Raw genomic sequence first — 20961 nt, 5'->3', positions numbered from 1 at the left:
AAGTTATGGAATATGTAAGAATAGGAACAGATTATTTTAAGATTTGTAACGTACCCTTATTGAGTGGAGACACAAATAAAACATTAATCAAGTGGACAAAAGGAGAATTAATTACAGATAAAGGAAAAGATTATCTAAATACAATAAAAAAGTATGATGGTTTTATCACAATTCCAGATCATCAAAATTATCAACAAGAAATAAGTTCTTTCTATAATCAATATGAAAAAATCGAACACAAACTCTCAAAAGGTTCATTTAAAATAACCGAAAATTTTTTAAGACATATTTTTCAAGATCAATATGAGTTAGGTTTAGATTACCTCACTATTTTATGGCAATTACCAACACAAATATTACCCATTCTATGCTTAGTAAGTAATTCTCGAAACACAGGTAAAACTTCATTTTTAAAATGGTTAAAATTGATATTTCAAGGTAATATGACTATAAATAAAAATGAAGATTTTAGAAGTAGATTTAACAGTGATTGGGCATCTAAACTAATTATTTCTGTTGATGAAGTTCTTTTAGATAAAAGAGAAGATAGTGAACGAATTAAAAATCTCTCCACCGCTGGTTCTTACAAAGTAGAATCTAAAGGAAAAGATAAATTTGAAACTAATTTTTTCGGGAAGTTTATTTTGTGTTCCAATAATGAAGAAAATTTTATACAAATAGATGAAAACGAAATTCGCTATTGGGTTATTAAGGTAAACTCTTTTCAAGTTGAAGATGTTGATATGCTTGAAAAGTTAAAAGAAGAAATTCCTCATTTTCTATATTATTTGAACAATCGAAGAATAGTATCGGAAAGAAAAACTAGAATGTGGTTTACTAAACAACAAATTTATACACCTGCTTTAGACAAAGTTGTAAAAGGAAACAAAACCTATTTAAGTCAAGAAATTAAAGAAATTATAATTGACGATTTTGTAGCTTTTGAAGTTGATGTTTTACGTTATACTGCAACAGATTTATTTGAAAAATTAAATAAAGGATTAAGAACAAATCGTTCAAGGATTTCTAAATGTTTAAAAGATGATTATAAACTAGAACCATACAATGGTAGTTATAAGAAATATTTTTTAACGCTAAATACTTCACAAAAAACTATTGTTGATTTTGAAACAAAAAAAGGTAGATACTTTGAATTTCTGAAAAACGACTTCTTAGAAAATCCGTTGATTGTTGACAAAGTTTCTTATTCGTAAATAAAACAGGAACATTTATTAGATAAACAAAGAATCAACAATTGATCAACAACAAATCAACAACAGTTGTTGACGAGTTGTTGATTTGTTGTTGTATTAAAAAACTTAGTGATTTAGGAGATTGCTAAACAATCTTCAACATTTTAACAAAGAAAACAATATTCAGACTTTCAATGTACCGTAGAAATATTTACGTTTTTTTCTTGCGTAAATGTAGTGTCATAACTGTATGAAAGAAACAAAGTACTCAAGGTCTTCTATGCGTTAGATGTTTAATCACAAAAATAATTACCAATTATAAATCCCATTCCTATCTAAAAACTTCTCTTTATTATAATTCATCTTCTTTAATAAGGTATCTATAGGTTTATTTATTATAGATTCAGAATAATTATATTTCCCTTCAGAATTATCAAAAAATCGACCTGCTGGATCTATCATAGCATAACTACCTTTCATTGCATTATTGCATTCTGGTATCATATTTTTTTGAGTTTTATGATTTTCTAAAAAAACTCTAAATTGTTTTTCTGTAATCATCATTGAACTTATTTCATTATCATTCTCACCTGTAATAGGTAATACCTGTAATACTTTCCATCTACTAGGCTCAACAAAGCTAATAAACTGATTGAAATCCTCGAGATAATTTAAAGCAGTTATAACAGTATTAATCTTTAATCCAAAACCATTCTTTTTTATCAGATCTATTAGATCTATATACCTTCTTTTTGTGATTATTTTTTTACCCGTTATGGCTCTGCCTATTCTTAAATTAGTTTTATCAGTTAGACTATCAACACTTAATGTAACCCAATCTAAATACAGTCTATTCTCATTTAAGAATTTTTCAGTTAAAACACTTCCATTTGCAACTATCATTGTTGTTAGTCCAAGCTCTTTAGCCTTTTTTATTAATTTTGGTAACCAAGGACAAAGTAGAGGTTCTCCTCCTGCAAAGGTTATTTTTTTATATCCATATTTAGCTAACTTAACGACAACATTAATAGCATCTTTTTCTGGAAGATGTCCTTTTGGCAATATTTTTTGTTTCACCTCTTTAAATGTTGCAAAACAAAATTTACAACGCATATTACAAGGTTCCCATAAATGAAAATTAACGCTTGGTATAAAATCTTTATTAGTCATTTTGAAATAGTTTAAAATTAAGCCTACAGGCTTCTATCTCATTATGAGTATATAAATGAATTTAGGTGATTAATAATTATTACGATTATCTTTATAGAACTGATCTGTTTCTACAATTTCGATGAAATCTCCTAATGACTTTAGCTTATTACGATATAAATTTAGCCTACAAATATGAAGTAAATCTTGATAACCTACCTTAAAAACATTATTAATTTTAATTCCTAAACCTTCTAGAGCTGTTGATACATACCATAAATGAATTTCTTTTTTACCTTCATAAGCTGCTCCTGCTAATTGAAGCTGAGAAATTGCTTTTTCATCTTGTTTTTTTTGTTTAGCTAACTCAAAAGTATTCGTTTTCTGACTAGTACGTTTCAATTGTAAATAAACAATATGTAGATCATCTTCCATTATAATATCTATATCTCCCTTTTCTTTATTACTAGCCGATTTAACTTTAGTGTCCCATGGCATATTTTTATAATATTCACACAATATATTTTCAATAGAAGTTCCATCATTTGGTTTAAAATTTTTAAATAAAGCTTCTGTTAATGTATATAATCCTGTAAAACTTGTTAAAATAGACATTGGAGATATAATATTTCCCCCAAGTTTTATGAATGGCTTTTGCCATAAATTTATAGTTAATTCAAAAGGGTCAAATTTTATCATCTTCCAATTAAAAGAAAAATTAGATATGATTTTTTCTATATCTTCTATGGAACACTTTATCCCTGAATTATTTGTCATTTGATGAAAATTTTCAATATCAGAAATAAGTATAAATTCTTTATTTTGTAACAATAATGTCCCTTCTATGTATGTACTTTTCTTATTTGAAGCAGTACTATGTAGAGGCTTTACAATTGTATGATATTTTCTTGTCGCTAACCCCTGTAAAAAAGTAATTGCTGTAAGTAAAGGAATTTTATTTTTCATTTCTTTTTCTTTCAGACCTAAATCATTAATAGCAAGTTTGATTCCATTACACAAAGCATTCCCCATAATATTCTCTTCAGATTTATTATTGTTATGAAAAATAATTTGTCCTTTTTCCAAATGTTCTGCGTAAGATTCTACTCCTAGTTTATAATACATATTTTCATTCAAAGAATATCTATCAGCATCATAATTCCATTTAATGTTAAATACTTCATCTTCTAAAACTACTATTTCACCTATATCATTTATTTTAACTTTTAATCCAGGTTCATAGGCGTATCTATATATAATATCTTTATTAGTTACATATTCGTTCACTAAAGTGAATATAGATTTAAACTCTTTTTTCAATACTTCTTCTAGGTAAACTTGATAGATGTTTTCATATGTAAGTTCTTTTGTTTCTTCTTGTATCTCAGACTGTGCATAAGCAATTAATATACTCAAAGCATAACCTCCATATTGAAACTTAATAGGATCTTCATGATTATTATAGACAAATGCTTCAAAAGCAGCACATGAAGCGACAATAAATTCATGTTTAGATTTGTTTAGACCTTTAATTTTATATAAAACTTTGTTCCATGTAGTGTTTAGCAGATCTGAAAGTTTTTCCCAAATTAAGATTTCCTCTTTAACAACTGGTGGTAACTCGCCATTTTTTAAAGTTTTTAATCGAGAACTATCTAAGAAAAGTAACATTTCTTTATAACCTTCAATAAAAAGTTCTGGATTGTTATAGGCTACATAGTATTCAAACTCTATGGAATTGTAATTTTTAAGATAATCTTTCCATAATTCAATAGCCTTAGCTTCCCTAACCCAAACAGCAGATTGTTTAGTTAAAAATGAATTGTAAAAAAAATCATCTTTAAAGAAAGCTTTTTTTGTTTTGTTCTTTAAATACCAATCTACTATTTTATTCAATGGCATTTCATTCCAAGCAAGTAAATACGCATCGTATTTTGCCCCTTGTTTATATAAAAGGTGAGCCTCTTTTTTGGTATTAAAAAAAATATCATTCATGATTATACAAGTTTAAAATTAACTATGCGAAATAGTTCTTGTCAATCACATAACAATAATAGGAAAAAATATTATGATATTTACTTTCCTTAAATCTTTTCTCTATAATTTCAATAAAACAATGGTTTCATTAACTTTTTCAATTTTTGCGTTTTTTATTGCGCTAAATAGGAAATAAATAATTACGGAATTCCCTTTGTTTATAAAGTATTAGTATTGTAATATCCTTTTTTATAAACGATAAACTAACATTTTCGTTTTTTACGCAAAACGCAAAAATAAACAGATATGTAAAAAACATTTACTTAAATGGATTCTGTAGTTTTTCATTTAATAAACACCTTTATTTTACATATATTTGGTTAGGAAATTACACATTTAACTAAATATCAGAAGAATAAAAAGCAATTATAGGAAAAGTAAATACTTTAATGGGAGGATTTGATAGTCTTGAGCAAGAAGGGCAACAAAACTAGGAGCATAGTAAAATCTTATTCCAGAGTTCTTTGGGGAGGTTTTTAAGTTATAGTACACAAATTAAGATAGGTATGAAGAAAAGGAAATCAATTTTAGAACCAATAGAAATTGAATCACATTTGAGAGATTATCAAATGGAAGGAGTTGATTTGATGAATAAGTATATTTCAGATTATGATAAAGATAAAACTATTTTATCGGGACTTGTAGCTCTACCAACAGGTAGTGGAAAAACAATCATTATAGCCTCTTTGGCTTGTTGTTTACCTCGTAAAGGATGTGTTTTGGTGTTGTCTCCTAGAAGACCTGTTGTAGATCAATTGTTTAAAGAGCTTTCGGGTAATTTGTTCCTTAATAAATTTAAAAAATTAAAAGTACAACCAACGAAATCTGTTTATGATGAAAAAGCTACTGAAGCTAATATTAAGTCGGATTCTGTTATTTGTTGGACTATCCAAAAATTACATAAAGTTAGAGATACTAACGCTAAATTATATAAAATTCTTAAACAAAATGTAAAGCTAATTTTATTTGACGAAGGACATTATGAGCCAGCACCTAAATGGAGTGAAACTATAAGAGCATTTAGAGCTCCTAAAATTATTTTTACAGCAACACCTTTTCGTAATGATTTTAAAAAATTTGATATTGATTGGGAGAATTATGTGTATAAGAAAAGTTATGAGGAATTACAAGAATTAAAATATTTAAGGAAAGTAAAAATTGAAGATTTAGGAAAAAAAGATAATATAGTTAGTGCTGTAAAAGATGCTATTACACGATTTGACAAGATAAAGAAAACTCATAAGGCAGCTAGACTTATTATTAAATGTGATAGTTCAGAATCAATTATTTCTATATCAAAAGAATTGATCAGATTGAATAGAAATTTCTTATCAATCCATGAAACATTCAAGAAAGATTTTAAAGAAAAAAATGAAAAGCTAAAACCTTATTTGTTAAATGTAGTACCTAAAGATCAAGAGGATAAAGATGAAGATGTTTGGGTTCATCAGTTCAAACTAGTGGAAGGTATAGATAGTAGTAAGTTTAGATGTTTAGCTATCATTGATGAAATGACTAATACAAGATCGTTAGTTCAGCAGATTGGTAGAATTATTCGAAATCCCAAAAAGAATGATGACATTGCTTATGTTTACAATTACACTGAAGCAGATTATATTAATGCTTGGAATGGCTTTGTTTCACTAGATAAGAGTGGTAAAATAACAAAAACTTTAGCAGAACAAATTTTAGATGATGTAAATAAAAATGTTGGAGATCATCAATATATTGATAAAAAAGTAAGGCTTAAATTAACTAAGGAGCAATTTGTTAATTGGACTGAAGAAGAATTGAAAGCTCAAGTTCAAATTCCATTAAAAGCTAATTTTATTGAAAAGAAAGAATCATTTAATTCTATTGATTTTATAAAGAAGTATTTAGATCATAATTTAAAGGATAAAGACCATGTATTTTATAAAAACATTTATGGTTCAAATTCAGGTCTTTATTTATATTTCACGGTAAAAAATTCGCCTTACCTAACAAATACGTTTTTTCCAGAAATCACACATCAAATATGTTTTTTTAAAGAAGAAAAAGATTTTTTAGTTTTTTATGACTCAGGGAAATTACTTCCACTAGGTAAAGATAAACTAGGTGTTGGTTATGGCTTAAATTCCTCCAGACTACGCTCCATTTTTAAACAGTCGGATGATACTGTTTTAAGTCGTGTAGCTTTAAAGAGTTCAAACATTGGTTCGTTAGAGCCTCATAGTCATTCTTATATGGCATCATCTATTCAAGACACTGCGCCAAATTTAAATGATTTTTCTCATTTTTTGAGTTCAACTTTTGGTCATTATGTAGATAAGAAAGTTTATAAAGATTACAAGGACGCTAGTTTAAAAGAAAAAGAATTTCAAATTAGAACATACATTGGTTTTAGTACTGGAAGAATAAGTCAAAGTGAAGGTAAAAATGTTAAGTTTAAAGAGTATTTAGATTGGATTGATTATTTATGTTATTCTTTGAAAAAAAACTCAAGTACTCTTGGTATTTTTAACAGGTATTCTACTGAAATTTCAAATGTAAAAGACACCTCACCTGAATGTATATTATTAGATTTATTTGAATTGGAAATTGATTTAGAAGTTGTAAATAATATTGATGATTCGGAGGATAATATTAATACAGAGAGCTTATCTATTCCTGATAAGTTCTCTATAATTATTGAAGACCCTCAAGGGAAATTTAATTTTAAACTAGTTGTAAATGATGTTTTGTTCACTATTGAAATTAAGTTTGATGATAAGAGAGGGAAATATATTTTAGTATGTGATGATCTTTCAGGTTCAATGGAAACTATTGATGGTCAAATTGAGTTTAGCGTTGTAAATCTTATTAAAAAACTAAATCAAAAACAATGTTTTAGGGTATTAACAAAAAAAGGGCTGTCATATTCAGGCGGACGATTTTATGAACCTCATTTTAAGTTTGGTAAAAAATTTGATAAAACATTATCTCCTTTATCAAACATGTTGATTTCTATTGATGCTTTATCAAAAAGGTATTCTGAAAAAGGAACTGAAAATAGTAAAAAAGAAGAAGATTCTTGGCAAGATGATTCTATTTTCTCTTTATTAGCAAATAGGGGTAGAGGCTCGCAATTAAAAAGTTATATGTTAGAAAATGATGAGAAAGAAGAACTTTTAATATGTACAGATTTAAATACAGAACCAGCTGATTTTATTTTGGTAACAAATAAAAAAATAGCTTTTATACATGTAAAGGGGAAAGGTAATTCTAAGCCTAAAAGTCATGGACAGTATGGAGCATCTGCAATTAGCGAAATTTGTAATCAAGCTGTAAAAAACGCACATTTATTATCAATATTTGATGATTCTCCTCCAGGTAATTTAAAAACATGGACAAATCCCTGGAATCCAGATAAAGAAAAATCATATAAAATTAAAGAAAGGATAAGGACTGCAGATTTACCTTCAGAAATTGATCCAACATGTTATGAGTCAATTTGGAATTATATTGTAAAAAAGAAAATGGATGTAAATATTTCAAAAGAAGTTTGGTTGGTAATGGGCTATACCTTAAAAAAGGATGTTTTTCTTGAAAAAATCGGAGGAGAAAAACCTCGTGCTGAAGCTAAACAAGCCGCACTAACCCTAGAAAGCACATTAGCGAGTATTCATTCTTTAGGATTAAAACTGAAAGTTTTTTGTAGTTAAAAAAAACTTATTACAAAAAAAACATCTATGATAGAATAAATTATATAATACCCTTATCTAACAGTTGATCAACTAGCAGATGAGAAGCTGATGAGAAAGATTGAGTAAACTTTTAGAAAAAAAATTAAAAGCTGGTGGATTTATTATGTTTCAGTTTTCTGTTTACATGAGGTATTGTCGTAATAGTCAAAATTCTAGTATAGATATAAAAGAGTAAAAGATATGTTTCAAAAGCATGTTGCGGTATGCATATTTGAAGTTACCGATAAATAATTTGATGTTATAGAGATATTCTATGGAAACAAAGAAACTTCACTTCAAAAAGCAGTTCAGCAACTAAAACTAATTAAATTCTACAAAACAAAAACATTTAACTGTTCACAGTCATGTTCATTTGCAAAAACAAAAACTTCATCGTGCATAGGAATTTTTGTTTGTCTTATTTTACCTTTAATTTTATTTAAACTTAAATGTATTCCTAAAAAGCTATTTAAAAAGAATAATTTCTTTACTTCTTCTAAATAATCTCCCTGAACTAATGCGTCATTAATTACATCTAATTTATCTTCATCTATTGCTTCTTCTAATTCTAAAAATGGTTTTAAGAGCATGGTGTAATCAAAACTCCCTACTCCATTAAATAACTCTTTTTCATGATTAAATTCCAAATACTCTTGACCTGATAATAGTTTAAATTTATAATCTTGAGCTTCAAACCCACAAAAATACGCCTCTTCTTGATAATCATGTTCTAAAAAAAGCACATTTAACTTTAAATTATTTTCGGTGAAAATATTTGAAGCAATTAAAGAAAAGTTATTTATTAATTGATTTTCAATGTAATCTTGATAAAAAGAATCTTTAACATCTACAAGTTGTCTTATAGTATAATCCAACTGATCATGAAGATTTTTATCGTTTAATAAATCTATTAATTTAAGTTGTCGTTCTTTTTTGAATTTCTCTAATTCAATATTAGAACTTCCCTCCCATTCAATTGATTCTATACTTTTTAACTCTTTTTTAAGTAGGTTTGGAAATGAAAATTTTCCTTTAAATAATTGTATCGAATTATTTAAGTGATATTGTAAATTTTCTCTTATCAATTTGTTTTTATCCATTACAAAACGCAATTTTTTCGCAAAATAATATTGCGCTTCTTCAAATACAAGCTCTAAGATACTTTTATGATAAGCTTTTCTATTTATAATGCATCTAAAAATATACTTTATGTGTAATGTTAAATTATTTCAAAAACGCAATGAAAACGCAACAAAACGCAAAAGCTAATTAATAGCTAGAAATATTTAATAAAAATCTAGGATTTAAAAAGTATGATGTGTTTATAAAAAAAAAAAATTACTAAAGCATGAATTTAGAAGAGTTAGATTTAGATACATACTCAGGAAAACTAAACCTAACAGCTCTAAAACTAATAAGATTATTTACTATGTAAATCATATAAAAAAAGCCACAATATATTAAAGTATTGTGGCTTTATATTATTTTTACTAACTATCAGTTTCTTCTTTTAGCTTTTGTTTAAGGTATTTAATATTCAAGTTTAAATATTTATTTATCTTAAACAAAAAATAAGGAACAATAAAAATAAGCGCAATTGAAACAAATTGCCATATAAAAAGTCCTAAACTAAAATTATTTGAATTTTCCATTGAGATATAATTTATTCTATATGTATTTTTATATCAAAAGCTTCTCCTGTTCTTCTATCAAATTCAACACCAACTGTCAAATTTTCTGTATATGAAAAAGGAAAACCTTTAATATTAAGTCCTGTTATTAATTTATTTTTTATGATAACTGTTTCAACCCCTCCATTTCTTTCTGTAATATGTTCACCTTGTTTCAATTCTACAAAAGTAGTTAACCCTGTTAAGTATACATCTACATTTTCAAGTTTATATTCATCTTCTTGTGTTCTAAAGTTATCTAAAGTACATTTTACATCTACATTAAGTTTTACTGTAAATACATTAGCAAAATTTTGCTTAAAATTAATAATTCTTTCTCTATTTATGTTGTTTTTCTCTTTCTGATTTTGGAAGTTGGTAAGTTGATTGATAAAATCCTGAACTTCAGAAAAGGAATTAAAAGAGATAGTATTATTTATACTCAAAGAATTATCTATTTTAAACTTACCATTTATAAAGCCATTAATAATTGAATTTATAGTAAACTGTGTATTATCATTAATCTCATTAGCTAATATTCTTAATTTATTTGCTTCATTAGGATTGTTATACAACCATTGTTTTTCAACTCCAATGATATTTAGCTCTTTAATCATCTCCTGTACAAGACCTCCATTTATAATAGCTTCTGTAACAAAATCAGTAGGATCCCCTAAATTAACAAAATCTGTATCATTACCATTGGATAAATTTAAATCTCCCACTAATGTATTTCCAAATTCACCACCAATACTATTATTTTTATAATCTTTAATTAGTTTTTCGTAATTAATAGCTTTCTGAGGATTCGCGTTCAACCATTCATATTGATTTTTATCAGTTATGGATAGTTTATTAACTAAATAATCTACACTTAAATTTGTTCCTAATGGAGTATTTGCAATTGCTTTTGTTCTTTCATTATTCATTAATCTTTGATGTTCACCATAAGCTTGTGCTTGACTAAAAGGATCCCCATTAAAATTCTTAAATAAAATCACTTTCCAATAATCAGGATGAAAAATTGATAATTTATCTCCAGAATATCTCTTTCTAGCAAAATCTTCAATTAATTGTGCCGAAGCTATTTCTAATTTATTATAAAACCTACTAAAAACATTTTGTTGACTTGGGCTAAAAGGTACAGTACTTACACCATTCCTTTTAATTAATTCAGTTTGAATTAAGAGCTGCATGTAATTTAGTCTATCCCAAAAGTTATAACTATCATGAATTTGATTTTTACGCCTAAGAGTTTCAGCTTCTAGATCTGAACGAAATGAGTTTCTAGAACCAAGTAAATCAAATAAAAATTTATATTGATGTTCTTCGTACATTTTCCTGTTAAAACCATCAGATAAAATTTTATTCCTCTCTCTGTTTAATGTACTTAAATCTGTAATATTTCTTAAAGGTATGTCATTAACTAATATATCCGAATACAAACTATTAGAAGTATTTCCACTTCTTATTTCACGCTCTCTTTGCTGTAATGCTCTTAAACCATATAAGCTTCTTCTTTTAGCTATGGCTGCTGAATTACGAAGTTGGTCAAACTTACGTTCAACTATTGGTTGCGTGTATGAAATATTTCTTTGCTCAGATTTCTTAAATAATTCTGTCTTTGCTTCATTATAGTTCGAAAAATTTCGACCTAAAAAATTATTTAAAAAATTATGCATAATAACAGTTTGTTTTTTATACCATTCTTCAGCTTCTTCTCTTGCTGCAGCTTCAATTCTCAAATCATTAGCTATTGCATTATTTAATGAAGAACTATTTGAAAAAACAAGATCTTCTAAATTTTCACACCCATCACATCTATTATTTATTGGAAGTTTTATTATAACATCTCCACCAGTTCCACCATTACTACCACCGCCTAAAAATTCGTCTGTTCCTTCTGGTGTTAAAAATTGTGCTTGTAGTGCTGTAGAGCCTAAAATGAATATTAATAAGGCTAATTGTTTATATATATGTTTCATAGCTTTTTTTACTTTTTAACGATTAATCTAGTTTTTCTTTCTCCGTTTACAATTACACTAACGATGTATGCTCCTTCTTTTAAATGAGAGGCATTAAAGAAATAGCGGTGTTTACCTTTGTTCTGTAATTTTTCAGGTTCTAATATTGAAGTATAATTACCTGTTAAATCTGTAATTTGCACTTGAACATTTGCCTGTTCTTTTAAGCTATAAGAAACTATTAAATCGTTTACAAAAGGATTAGGATATAATTTAATGAAGCTTTCTTCTTGTTCAGATAATGCTTTTAATGCATCATCTGTTAGTTCTTCATTACTATTTTCAAAACCAATTATTTTTTTAAGTACTATTCTTGTTGGAACTCCTGTTTCATTCCATTCCTGTATATAACTATCTATATTCGCTGTTAGATAGTCATTCCCTTCAAAAGACTTTAATTGCAGGTCTGCTGATAAAAGATTATGAGCTAACTGAGAAGGAATAAAACCGTTGTAAGATCTGTGAGGTAAAACTAATTTAGTACCATCAAAATAAAGTGTATTATCTAAAAGTAGTACATCATCATTAATTGTTTGATTATTTGTTACTACAGATGAAATTAATGTACCTGTGTTTTCATCCTTTTTTAATGAGATTTCAAAATCAATCTTATTTACAATATCTTTTTTAGACCAATCTAATTGTATTAATTTTCCTTTCCATTTCCCAACTATATCCTCTTCTTTAAAAGATAAATGAGAAGTATTAATCTCAGTATTGTTTAAGCTTTCTAATTTATTACTAACGTCATTTGAATTTGAAATACTTTTATCTATTGAAGTCGTATTGTTAAAATTAGCACCTAATAGTTCGTTAGCTTTTGAAGTATTTTTATCTACACCATAACCATTTAAATAGCAAACACCTAACCAATATTTAGCCATTGGGTATTCACTTTTTTCAAAATATTGAATAGCTTTCTTATAATTTTGCTCTATACTACCAAAGCCTTTTAAATATAGATAACCAAGGCTATAAGTTGCTTTATGATTTCCTTGATCTGAAGATTTTTTAAACCATTGTCTTGCTTTATTATAGTTAAGCTTACAACCTTTACCATATTTATACAAAACAGCTAGGTTTGCCATTGCTATAGAATTCCCTTCTTTAGAAGCTTCTTTGTATAATTTAAATGCCTTTTGATGATCTAATTCGTCTTTCGATTTTTCATAAATTTTAGCTAAAAGAACTTTGGCATAAATATGACCATTTTCAGCACATGGTTTTAGTAACTTAATAGCTGGTTCTTGATTGTCTTCTGAGCTTTTATCTTCTTTGAGATAAGTTAAAGCTTCATTAAATTTAGAATCACAGTCTGATTCTTTTTCTTGTGCATAGCTGATTCCTGCGCATAGCAATAACAGCATACATGTGAATGTTAGTTTTCTCATGATGATATTTAATTTTAATAATTACGAGGTTGGTTATAAACAATGTAAAAAGCTAAATATGATGATTAGCTTACAAAACAGTTTATAATATTTAGAAAGATAAAATGAAACTAAAAATAAGAATATAGTATCATAGCTTTCTTTTCCTTTTTCAGGTACAAACGTACATAAAAATCTTTAACTATACAAAGTAATATTATTTATCATATTTTATATATTTGGTTAATTAAAAAAATCAACCCAAGCCATATTTCATACTCAGGTTGATGTCGTTCTAAGGATCAGTTAGAACCACTTGGCTAGGGATTATAAAAGAGGTTTCCTCCTTTTTAAACCTTTTTGAAATCCCTTGGCTCCCCTCCATAAAAACTGTCTGAAAAAGAAAAGTTTTGCTGTTAATATTTTAAGAGAATTATGTTTATATCAATTTATAGTATTGTATTAATTTTAAATAGATAAAATAGTCTTTTCCAATAATTATTATCTCTTATTTTTTAATCTCATTTTTTTATTTTTTTCTTCTTTGACAATATTATTTCCTACATGAATAACCTATTTATTCAAGTTCTTCTTAATATTTGTCTATATTTGGTTAATACATGATAAATATATGACACTTTTTTGACACTAAAAAATAATTGACACTTTTTTTAGAATTACTTCTATGGTTGGAAACAAATTTCGTGACATTTTAAATGAATTACAATTAACTGCTGATGATTTCGGAAGGGAAATTGGTGTTGGCAAAAGCTCTATTTATAAACTTTTAAGAGGAGATATTAAAAAAATAACAAAGGGATTTGCTAAGAAAATTAATGCTAGTTTCCCTCAATATTCAGTGGATTACTTATTAAGCTTAAATTACGAAGAGAATAAATTCATTTCGGCTATTGATGAAGAAAAACTAACAGAAGAAGAAATTAAAATAGTTTCTAGGGTTATTTTATTAAAAGAAAAACAAATAATCAAAATTCCTTTTTTTGAAAAATGGTTAAAAGAGAAAAAACTAGAAGCTAAATTAGAAGTTTACGAAGAAGTTGAAAAATTAAAAAATAAATCAAAAACTATTTAGCTTGTCCAAATAATTTGAGTTTGTAGAACTCAATATTACTTTCTAACTCTTCAATATTAGCATCTATTTCCTTTAATTTGATAATTTGTAAAGACAGTCTCTTAAATTCTTTTTTCAATTCATCTAATAAGCTAATATCATTTTGTGATACAAATTCAAACTTACTTATTAAGTCTTCAAAAGTTAATAAAGCATCACTAATATTAATTGTGTCATTTTTTAATTTTTCAATTAAAATAAAAAAATCTTTTTCTAAACTATTTAGATCATTCATTTAGCTAGTTAATTTTTTTGAAGCTTCATTAATAAATTCAATACTATAATCAATTATTTTCTTTGTTTTTTCTTCTCTATCGTACTTGACATTATTTACATAGTTTAGAAAGTTGAAAACTTTGAAAATAATATATGAACTTAAAAAAGAAACAAAAATAAAAGCAATTTCATAATAATAATCTGGATAAGGAGAATTGGACGTGTCTATGAAAACATATAATAAATAATAAATAGAAACTGAACAATATAAACCTATACCGAGAAATCCTATTAATTTAATTTTTTTTACTTTTTTATTTATATTAGGTATTAAATGTAATATCCAAAAGAAAAATATAGAAGCACCAAATAATATAAAGTGAGTACCAAAAGAATATAAAAAGCTTCGCAAACTAGAGAATCCAAAAATCCCATCTTTCATTCCTTTAGAGAACTTGATATGCCAAAAAGGTGAAGATGCAGAAACTAAGAGTAATGAAACTAAAAAAATCATTACTCCTATACCTATTTTATTTTTTTCCTTTCTCTTTATCTCTAGGGTTTTCGATTTCGTCTTTATCAATAAATTGAGCATTATTTATGATTTCACTTTCAAATTTTTCAGCGTTTAAATCTTCTAATTCTTTAGATGAATCTGTACATCCAATCAAAAAAGACAAGCCAAATAAAACTGTTAAAACTAAAGTTACTTTTTTCATTTTTAATCTATTTAAAATTAATACTAGAGTAAAGTAACTTTTTACTTTCAAAAGTAAAAGTTATAATTATGAAACTATATTTAAAATTACCCTGAATATTGTCTAAGGGTTTACCCTGAGTGTCTAAGGGTAAACCCTTAGACAAGGTTAACATATAAGAATTTAAATTAATGCTTACTTAGGTAATTAATATAAAAAGTATAAGGATTATTAATTAGTATTTTGACACCTAAATTGACACCCAAAAACAACAAACCCTGTAAACACAATGCTTACAGGGTTTATTTGTGGAGACGCCGAGAATCGAACTCGGGTCCAAACAAGTAGCTCAAGAGCTTTCTACATACTTAGTTTTTATTTAATTTTCGACTAAAAGCTGACTAAAAACGATCCACTTTTAGCTTATCTTCTTAAGTTTCGAAAACTTATCGAAGTACTAAGTTTTCTATGTTTACTTTTATGATGCCCAGAAATGAAACGCCGTAAACCAAGGCTTTCCGTGGACATTTAGCTTGCGCACCTTGTGCGCCGAGGCTTGAATCTTACTATAATTCAGATTATTAAGCAGCTAAAGCGTAATTATTTTCGCCATTTAAATTGTTGAAATAAGTTTAACGAGCATCATTTCAGTCCTCGGTATGCTTACAATTTTACTAATCTTGCTGTCAAAACCAGTCGTCCCCAATATGTCAAAGAATTTTAAATAATATCAACAAAATATATACCAATACTTAGATACAGACTTTTTGACATTTTAAAATCGCACTTTTAAAAAGATTGTCTCAAAAAAATGCGGATGGCAAAGATAAAAAAAACAAGCTTTTATAAAACTAGTTCTTCATTTTTAATTCTATATCGAAAATTAACAATCTTCTTATTCTAAACATTTTTAATACATTTGATAGTCTTCTGTAAATATTTATAGTAAAATACTATGCGAAAATATTACCTAACTACAACTTTTTTATTCACTTGTTTTTTCATTTTTTCTCAAAATGTAAAAACTCAAATAAAAAGTTTAAACACTTATAAACAAAAGTTTAACGAACGAAATAGGATTGGTGTTGATAGTGTATTAATCTATATGAATAAATTAATTATTTCAAACAATATACCTTATAAAACATATGGATATGCAGCTACAGAGTATTTAAAAACCAAAGAGAAAAAAAAGGTAAATCAGCAACTTTTTCAAGATAGTATTAATAAATATTTACCTCAAATTAAAGTATCTCCAGAAAATTACACCATCTTATTCGATACTTATATTCTTCTTGGTAACACTAACAAAAGGAGAGAAAAACCAGAACAAGCATTACGCTATTATTTAAAAGCAGAAACTATTGCTAATAAAGCGAAAGACATTGTACGTATTGTAAAAATACAATCAAATATAGGTTTAATTTATCAAGATATTGGAGCTTTAAACAAATCTGTTTCTCAATTAAAAAAGACACTTGATTTTTTAGAGAATCACAAAAATAAATTGTCAGAAAAATATTATCAAAGGCGTTTTAAAACTTTATCTAATTTAGGTAATGTATATAATACATTTTATCAAGAAAAAGGTGGTAATGAAGTCTATTTAGATTCTTCTTTACATTGTTTTCATAGTATTTTAGAAGATAAGAAGTTTGAACTTTCGCCTTATAAGAAAGCTACTATAGATTTATGTTTAGGTTCTACATACAGCTTACAAAAAAAATATACAAAAGCAATCGGTTTCTTTGAGAAAGCTTTAGTATACTTCAAAAAAGAAAAAACACAAGCTGATCTTTACAAAATCTATTATAATTTAGGTGTTAGCTATTTTAATTCTGAAAATTACGATAAAGCCAAAGAAAATCTTTTTCAAATATTTAAAATTAATAAAAGTGGAGCTCCAGATACTAATCTTGCTAATGCTTATTACTACATATGTGAGATGCATATGGAAGAAGGTCATATAGATTCTGCCCATTATTATTTAAAAAAGTATAAAAAAAGTTATTCCATTGTTTCTAAAAACGAAGAACTGCAACAAAAAACAACTACCAATTTAATTCAGCTAAACGATTTAGAAAAAAGAGTCACAAAACTTTATAATAAAAATCAATACTACAGTGCTATTATCTCTTTTTTAATACTACTTCTAGCTTTAAGTGTGTTTCTTATTTTCAGATATAATAAAGAAAAGAAAAAAACAAGACAACGTTTGGAAGAGCTACTTTTAAGTGCTACTGATAAAAATAAAATTGAAGAAAATAATACTAATATTAATGATGAACAACATCAAGAAATTATAAAAGGACTTCATAAAATTGAGACTAATTTATATTTCTTGAAAGAAGAGTTTAACTTATACAATGCTGCCAAAAAAATTGGCACTAACACTACATATCTTTCTAAAGTGATTAAAACTTACAAAAAAATGAATTTCAGTGAGTATACGAATCATCTTAGAATAAATCATATTGTAAAAATATTGAGTACAGATAAAAAAGTAAGAGCTTATACTACACAAGCAATTGGAGAAATTGGAGGTTATAAAAACGCTAAATCATTTACTAGAATTTTTAAAAAACATACAGGCATTACTCCGTATCAATTTATAGAAAAAATTGACACGGAAGTTTAACCTTAAACGAATGAACAATTAATTACATACACTCTTCGTTTTTCTTTTTTCGAGGTTTATCTACTGTTGGATAACAATCTTCATCTCCAGATGTATCTAACTTACCTTCCTTAGCCATAATACTAATTAAAGCTTTTCTACTTAATTCGTACTTTTTTAGATCTTCAATTGATAATAGTTTCATATTCATTATGTTTTTGATATTCTAAAATTAGTCTATTTATCTTCTTCTTTTAAACTTTCACACTCCATTAGTTTCAAAAAACAATAAACCTTTAAAAAACAAGGAGTTTAAACAAAAAAACAGTTGGTACAATTTTTAAATTATGCCTCCATTTTTTATAAACGACATCTCTTTTCGTTTCATTTTCTTCTAAAAACAATCCACCTTTGAATTGAGTTAACTTAAAAATGCGAAACCTGAAAAGCATTAAAATAGAGTAAGGAAAATTATAAAACCAAAGATTATGATAAAGTCAATTTCAAATATTGGAACGTTATTAACTAAGAAGGCACAACAATCAATTAAAGGTGGAGGCCCAGGTGATCCTAATTGGTGTAGAAATAGAGATAATTGGGGACCAAAAAATAGACATTATGCTTGTCATCAAAACCAAGAAGCTGTTTATGATCCTAATGTAGGACATTGCGTTTGTAAAGACATTGCTTACGACTTATAATCAACTATAAAAATTAAATAATTATGTTAAAATCTATTATCAATTTAGGTACAGTATTAAATAAAGCTGATCAATTAAAAGTTAACGGAGGAAATAAAAGAATTCCAGATTGTCCAGACGGTCAACAACTTTCTTGTCATCCTTTAATAGGTTGCCATTGTGAAGCAATAGATACTGATTTAAGAGAATAATTTATCTTTTCTTTTTCGGATTAAAACCTTTATCTCCTTTCGAGGTAAAGGTTTTATGCATTATAAAAGTTTAAACATTATATAACTTTTACAATCCTTAAAATCTTTTTGTCAAACTTATAAAAACTCTTAATTTCGTTGGGCTTTCAAAAACAAACAAATCAACTATAAAAGAGACCAAATGAAATTCGGAATTATAAAAGAACGTAAAAATCCACCAGATAAAAGAGTTGTATTTTCTCCAAGTAAATTAAAAGAATTTAAACAACAGTTTCCTCAAGCTGAAATCGTTGTTGAAAGTTCTGATATTCGAGTGTTTTCTGATCAGGAATATATAAATGCTGGATTCGAAATTGTTACAGACCTTTCGGATTGTGATGTATTATTAGGTGTGAAAGAAGTTCCTTTAGAAAATTTAATCCCGAACAAAAAATACTTTTTCTTTAGTCATACAATAAAAAAGCAACCTTATAATAGAAAACTATTAAAAGCGATGCTTGAAAAGAACATAGAAATGTTCGATCATGAAACTATTATTAAAGAAAATGGAGCTCGTTTAATTGGTTTTGGTAGATATGCCGGATTAGTTGGTGCTTATAATGGTTTTAGAGCTATCGGACTAAAGGAAAACGCTTTTGAATTACCAAAAGTAGAATCTTTAGAAGATTTAGATGCTGTAAAAGCAGAATTGGATAAAATTACACTTCCTAATATTAAAATTTTACTTTCGGGTACTGGAAAAGTGGCTTATGGAGCTAAAGAAATTTTAGATCACTTAAAAATTAAAGAAGTTAGTGATGCTTTATATTTAACTTCTAAATTCACTGAACCTGTATATTGTATGGTTGATGTTATGGAATATGCAAAAAGATCTGATGGAAAAGTTGGTGATAAATTTGAATTTTACAAAGATCCAACAGGTTATGAAAGTAACTTTATGCCATACGCAAAAGAAACAGATTTCTTTATTGCTGGGCATTTTTATGGTGACGGTGCTCCGTATTTATACACAAGAGAAGATGTAAAATCTAAAGATTTTAATATTAAATATGTAGCTGATATTTCTTGTGATGTAGATGGACCAGTTGCAACCACATTAAGGGCATCTACAATTGCTGATCCTATTTACGGTTACGATGCTACTTCTGAAACAGAAATCGATTATAAAAATGAAAATGCTATCACGGTAATGGCTGTAGATAATTTGCCATGTGAACTTCCAAAAGATGCAAGTGAAGGTTTTGGAGAAATGTTCTTAAATCATGTGATTCCTGCATTTTACAACAATGATGAAAACGGAATTTTGGCTCGTGCAAAAATGACGACAAATTCAGGTGAATTAACTGAACGTTATAGTTATTTACAAGATTACGTTGATAGTAAAGAATAGATGAAATATGTTAAGAAAATATTGAAATATACTGCATACTCATTAATGAGTATTCTTTTATATATCGGTATTTCTATTCTTATTAGTTTCATTACAGTAAATGATGAACCTTTGGTAAATCAAACAAAGTTTGTGTATTTAAGTTCTAATGGAATTCATTTGAGTATCATTATTCCTAAACAAAACCTTTCTCTTGATTTAAATAATGAGTTACAGCTAAAACCAACTGATAATTTTATTCGTTTTGGTTGGGGTGATGAAAATTTCTATATGAATACGCCTACTTGGGCTGACTTTAAATTTAAATATGCTTTTGGAGCTTTATTTTTAGATAATCAAACATTAATAGAAGTTTCTTCTCATCGATTTCAACAAAAAAAATGGGTTAAAGTTCCTGTAAATGAAACACAACTTTTTAAACTCAACGTATTCATTTCTGAAACTTTTCAAGTAAATAAAAAAGAAGAAAAAATCATTCTTACACAAACTATGTATCCAAATTCTAAACTGTATAAAGCTAAAGGTTCTTATTCTCCTTTAAAGACTTGTAATACTTGGGTAAATGATGGTTTTAAAAGTAGTGGAATGAAAGCTTCATACTGGACTTTATTTGATTTTGGACTGCTTAACAAGTATAAAAAATAATGGAAACCGATAAACAGTTTTTGGTTGACACAGCCAATATGCGAATGCCTTTTGGAAAATATAAAGGAACATATTTAATTGACATTCCTGAATATTACATGGTTTGGTATAAAAACAAAGGCTTTCCTAAAGGAAAACTAGGACAAATGATGGGACTCGTTTATGAATTAAAACTAAACGGGTTAGAAGATATTTTAAGAAAAATAAGAAAATAAAAAAAGGCG

The 20961-nt window shown here is 26.9% G+C and carries 19 protein-coding genes and 1 other RNA gene; 10 read left to right on the top strand and 10 right to left on the bottom strand.

Going from position 1 to position 20961, the window contains the following annotated elements; translation table 11 throughout:
- The first annotated feature begins 5 nt into the window (after window positions 1–5).
- Entirely contained in the window at window positions 6–1214 is a 1209-nt protein-coding gene (locus Q1A46_RS07945; RefSeq protein ID WP_299676387.1) for a primase-helicase family protein, read from the top strand.
- Between the two features lie 288 nt (window positions 1215–1502).
- Here Q1A46_RS07945 and Q1A46_RS07940 read toward each other — a convergent pair whose 3' ends face one another.
- Together Q1A46_RS07940 and Q1A46_RS07935 are read right to left on the bottom strand one after the other, a co-directional pair.
- Complete coding sequence (locus tag Q1A46_RS07940) at window positions 1503–2363, bottom strand: viperin family antiviral radical SAM protein (RefSeq protein ID WP_299676384.1); 861 nt, start codon at window positions 2361–2363, stop codon at window positions 1503–1505.
- A 69-nt stretch (window positions 2364–2432) separates the two neighbouring features.
- Entirely contained in the window at window positions 2433–4337 is a 1905-nt protein-coding gene (locus tag Q1A46_RS07935; protein ID WP_299676382.1) for a hypothetical protein, read from the bottom strand.
- Window positions 4338–4885: 548 nt separating this feature from the next.
- Between Q1A46_RS07935 and Q1A46_RS07930 the strand changes: the two genes are divergently transcribed.
- The gene (locus tag Q1A46_RS07930) at window positions 4886–8062 is read left to right on the top strand and encodes a DEAD/DEAH box helicase (RefSeq protein ID WP_299676380.1); all 3177 of its coding nucleotides are present in this window, start codon (window positions 4886–4888) and stop codon (window positions 8060–8062) included.
- A gap of 100 nt (window positions 8063–8162) precedes the next feature.
- On the top strand, window positions 8163–8279 hold the full coding sequence (cas2, locus tag Q1A46_RS20950; protein ID WP_373456506.1) for a CRISPR-associated endonuclease Cas2: 117 nt from the start codon (window positions 8163–8165) through the stop codon (window positions 8277–8279).
- Between the two features lie 136 nt (window positions 8280–8415).
- Here cas2 and Q1A46_RS07925 read toward each other — a convergent pair whose 3' ends face one another.
- The 3 genes from Q1A46_RS07925 to Q1A46_RS07915 form a co-directional block, all read right to left on the bottom strand.
- On the bottom strand, window positions 8416–9183 hold the full coding sequence (locus Q1A46_RS07925) for a hypothetical protein (RefSeq protein WP_299676378.1): 768 nt from the start codon (window positions 9181–9183) through the stop codon (window positions 8416–8418).
- A 563-nt stretch (window positions 9184–9746) separates the two neighbouring features.
- The gene (locus Q1A46_RS07920; RefSeq protein WP_299676376.1) at window positions 9747–11738 is read right to left on the bottom strand and encodes a hypothetical protein; all 1992 of its coding nucleotides are present in this window, start codon (window positions 11736–11738) and stop codon (window positions 9747–9749) included.
- Window positions 11739–11746: 8 nt separating this feature from the next.
- On the bottom strand, window positions 11747–13168 hold the full coding sequence (locus Q1A46_RS07915) for a T9SS type A sorting domain-containing protein (protein ID WP_299676374.1): 1422 nt from the start codon (window positions 13166–13168) through the stop codon (window positions 11747–11749).
- 664 nt (window positions 13169–13832) lie between these two features.
- Between Q1A46_RS07915 and Q1A46_RS07910 the strand changes: the two genes are divergently transcribed.
- Complete coding sequence (locus tag Q1A46_RS07910; protein WP_299676372.1) at window positions 13833–14240, top strand: hypothetical protein; 408 nt, start codon at window positions 13833–13835, stop codon at window positions 14238–14240.
- Here Q1A46_RS07910 and Q1A46_RS07905 read toward each other — a convergent pair.
- The 4 genes from Q1A46_RS07905 to ssrA form a co-directional block, all read right to left on the bottom strand.
- The gene (locus Q1A46_RS07905; protein ID WP_299676370.1) at window positions 14233–14514 is read right to left on the bottom strand and encodes a hypothetical protein; all 282 of its coding nucleotides are present in this window, start codon (window positions 14512–14514) and stop codon (window positions 14233–14235) included. The two genes, Q1A46_RS07910 and Q1A46_RS07905, sit on opposite strands and share 8 nt — an antisense overlap.
- Window positions 14515–15009 carry a hypothetical protein gene (locus Q1A46_RS07900; RefSeq protein WP_299676368.1) on the bottom strand — a complete coding sequence of 165 codons (495 nt, stop codon included), beginning with the start codon at window positions 15007–15009 and terminating at the stop codon, window positions 14515–14517. It lies immediately after the preceding gene.
- Between the two features lie 16 nt (window positions 15010–15025).
- Window positions 15026–15214, bottom strand: coding sequence for a hypothetical protein (locus tag Q1A46_RS07895; protein ID WP_299676365.1), 189 nt, complete (start codon window positions 15212–15214; stop codon window positions 15026–15028).
- Between the two features lie 285 nt (window positions 15215–15499).
- Window positions 15500–15897: a transfer-messenger RNA gene (gene ssrA, locus Q1A46_RS07890) on the bottom strand.
- Window positions 15898–16298: 401 nt separating this feature from the next.
- Here ssrA and Q1A46_RS07885 point away from each other — a divergent pair.
- Window positions 16299–17831, top strand: a complete 1533-nt coding sequence (locus Q1A46_RS07885) for an AraC family transcriptional regulator (RefSeq protein ID WP_299676362.1) — start codon at window positions 16299–16301, stop codon at window positions 17829–17831.
- A 22-nt stretch (window positions 17832–17853) separates the two neighbouring features.
- On the opposite strand, the gene Q1A46_RS07880 is transcribed toward Q1A46_RS07885, so the two are convergent.
- Entirely contained in the window at window positions 17854–18015 is a 162-nt protein-coding gene (locus tag Q1A46_RS07880) for a hypothetical protein (protein ID WP_299676359.1), read from the bottom strand.
- 283 nt (window positions 18016–18298) lie between these two features.
- On the opposite strand from Q1A46_RS07880, the gene Q1A46_RS07875 reads away from it, so the two are divergent.
- The 5 genes from Q1A46_RS07875 (at window position 18299) to Q1A46_RS07855 (ending at window position 20952) form a co-directional block, all read left to right on the top strand.
- A complete protein-coding gene (locus Q1A46_RS07875) occupies window positions 18299–18511 on the top strand; it encodes a hypothetical protein (RefSeq protein WP_299676356.1) in 213 nt (70 codons plus the stop codon).
- 23 nt (window positions 18512–18534) lie between these two features.
- Window positions 18535–18702: a hypothetical protein gene (locus Q1A46_RS07870; protein WP_299676353.1), complete on the top strand. Its 168-nt coding sequence runs from the start codon at window positions 18535–18537 to the stop codon at window positions 18700–18702.
- Window positions 18703–18883: 181 nt separating this feature from the next.
- Window positions 18884–20092: an NAD(P)-dependent oxidoreductase gene (locus tag Q1A46_RS07865; RefSeq protein ID WP_299676350.1), complete on the top strand. Its 1209-nt coding sequence runs from the start codon at window positions 18884–18886 to the stop codon at window positions 20090–20092.
- A gap of 45 nt (window positions 20093–20137) precedes the next feature.
- Complete coding sequence (locus tag Q1A46_RS07860; RefSeq protein WP_299676347.1) at window positions 20138–20737, top strand: DUF2459 domain-containing protein; 600 nt, start codon at window positions 20138–20140, stop codon at window positions 20735–20737.
- The gene (locus Q1A46_RS07855; protein WP_095073421.1) at window positions 20737–20952 is read left to right on the top strand and encodes a DUF3820 family protein; all 216 of its coding nucleotides are present in this window, start codon (window positions 20737–20739) and stop codon (window positions 20950–20952) included. The genes Q1A46_RS07860 and Q1A46_RS07855 overlap by 1 nt, the downstream gene beginning before the upstream one ends.
- Window positions 20953–20961: the final 9 nt, after the last annotated feature.

Source organism: uncultured Tenacibaculum sp. (genome assembly GCF_947502995.1).
Taxonomy (GTDB): Bacteria; Bacteroidota; Bacteroidia; order Flavobacteriales; family Flavobacteriaceae; genus Polaribacter.
This window is presented reverse-complemented; position numbering and strand designations above follow the sequence as displayed.

What these genes read in the sequence shown, in the direction of transcription:
- Q1A46_RS07945 (WP_299676387.1), top strand. Translation starts at nt 6, where the DNA reads ATGGAATATGTAAGAATAGGAACAGATTATTTTAAGATTTGTAACGTA.
- Q1A46_RS07940 (WP_299676384.1), bottom strand. Translation starts at nt 2,363, where the DNA reads ATGACTAATAAAGATTTTATACCAAGCGTTAATTTTCATTTATGGGAA.
- Q1A46_RS07935 (WP_299676382.1), bottom strand. Translation starts at nt 4,337, where the DNA reads ATGAATGATATTTTTTTTAATACCAAAAAAGAGGCTCACCTTTTATAT.
- Q1A46_RS07930 (WP_299676380.1), top strand. Translation starts at nt 4,886, where the DNA reads ATGAAGAAAAGGAAATCAATTTTAGAACCAATAGAAATTGAATCACAT.
- Q1A46_RS07925 (WP_299676378.1), bottom strand. Translation starts at nt 9,183, where the DNA reads ATGGATAAAAACAAATTGATAAGAGAAAATTTACAATATCACTTAAAT.
- Q1A46_RS07920 (WP_299676376.1), bottom strand. Translation starts at nt 11,738, where the DNA reads ATGAAACATATATATAAACAATTAGCCTTATTAATATTCATTTTAGGC.
- Q1A46_RS07915 (WP_299676374.1), bottom strand. Translation starts at nt 13,168, where the DNA reads ATGAGAAAACTAACATTCACATGTATGCTGTTATTGCTATGCGCAGGA.
- Q1A46_RS07910 (WP_299676372.1), top strand. Translation starts at nt 13,833, where the DNA reads ATGGTTGGAAACAAATTTCGTGACATTTTAAATGAATTACAATTAACT.
- Q1A46_RS07905 (WP_299676370.1), bottom strand. Translation starts at nt 14,514, where the DNA reads ATGAATGATCTAAATAGTTTAGAAAAAGATTTTTTTATTTTAATTGAA.
- Q1A46_RS07900 (WP_299676368.1), bottom strand. Translation starts at nt 15,009, where the DNA reads ATGATTTTTTTAGTTTCATTACTCTTAGTTTCTGCATCTTCACCTTTT.
- Q1A46_RS07895 (WP_299676365.1), bottom strand. Translation starts at nt 15,214, where the DNA reads ATGAAAAAAGTAACTTTAGTTTTAACAGTTTTATTTGGCTTGTCTTTT.
- Q1A46_RS07885 (WP_299676362.1), top strand. Translation starts at nt 16,299, where the DNA reads ATGAATAAATTAATTATTTCAAACAATATACCTTATAAAACATATGGA.
- Q1A46_RS07880 (WP_299676359.1), bottom strand. Translation starts at nt 18,015, where the DNA reads ATGAAACTATTATCAATTGAAGATCTAAAAAAGTACGAATTAAGTAGA.
- Q1A46_RS07875 (WP_299676356.1), top strand. Translation starts at nt 18,299, where the DNA reads ATGATAAAGTCAATTTCAAATATTGGAACGTTATTAACTAAGAAGGCA.
- Q1A46_RS07870 (WP_299676353.1), top strand. Translation starts at nt 18,535, where the DNA reads ATGTTAAAATCTATTATCAATTTAGGTACAGTATTAAATAAAGCTGAT.
- Q1A46_RS07865 (WP_299676350.1), top strand. Translation starts at nt 18,884, where the DNA reads ATGAAATTCGGAATTATAAAAGAACGTAAAAATCCACCAGATAAAAGA.
- Q1A46_RS07860 (WP_299676347.1), top strand. Translation starts at nt 20,138, where the DNA reads ATGAGTATTCTTTTATATATCGGTATTTCTATTCTTATTAGTTTCATT.
- Q1A46_RS07855 (WP_095073421.1), top strand. Translation starts at nt 20,737, where the DNA reads ATGGAAACCGATAAACAGTTTTTGGTTGACACAGCCAATATGCGAATG.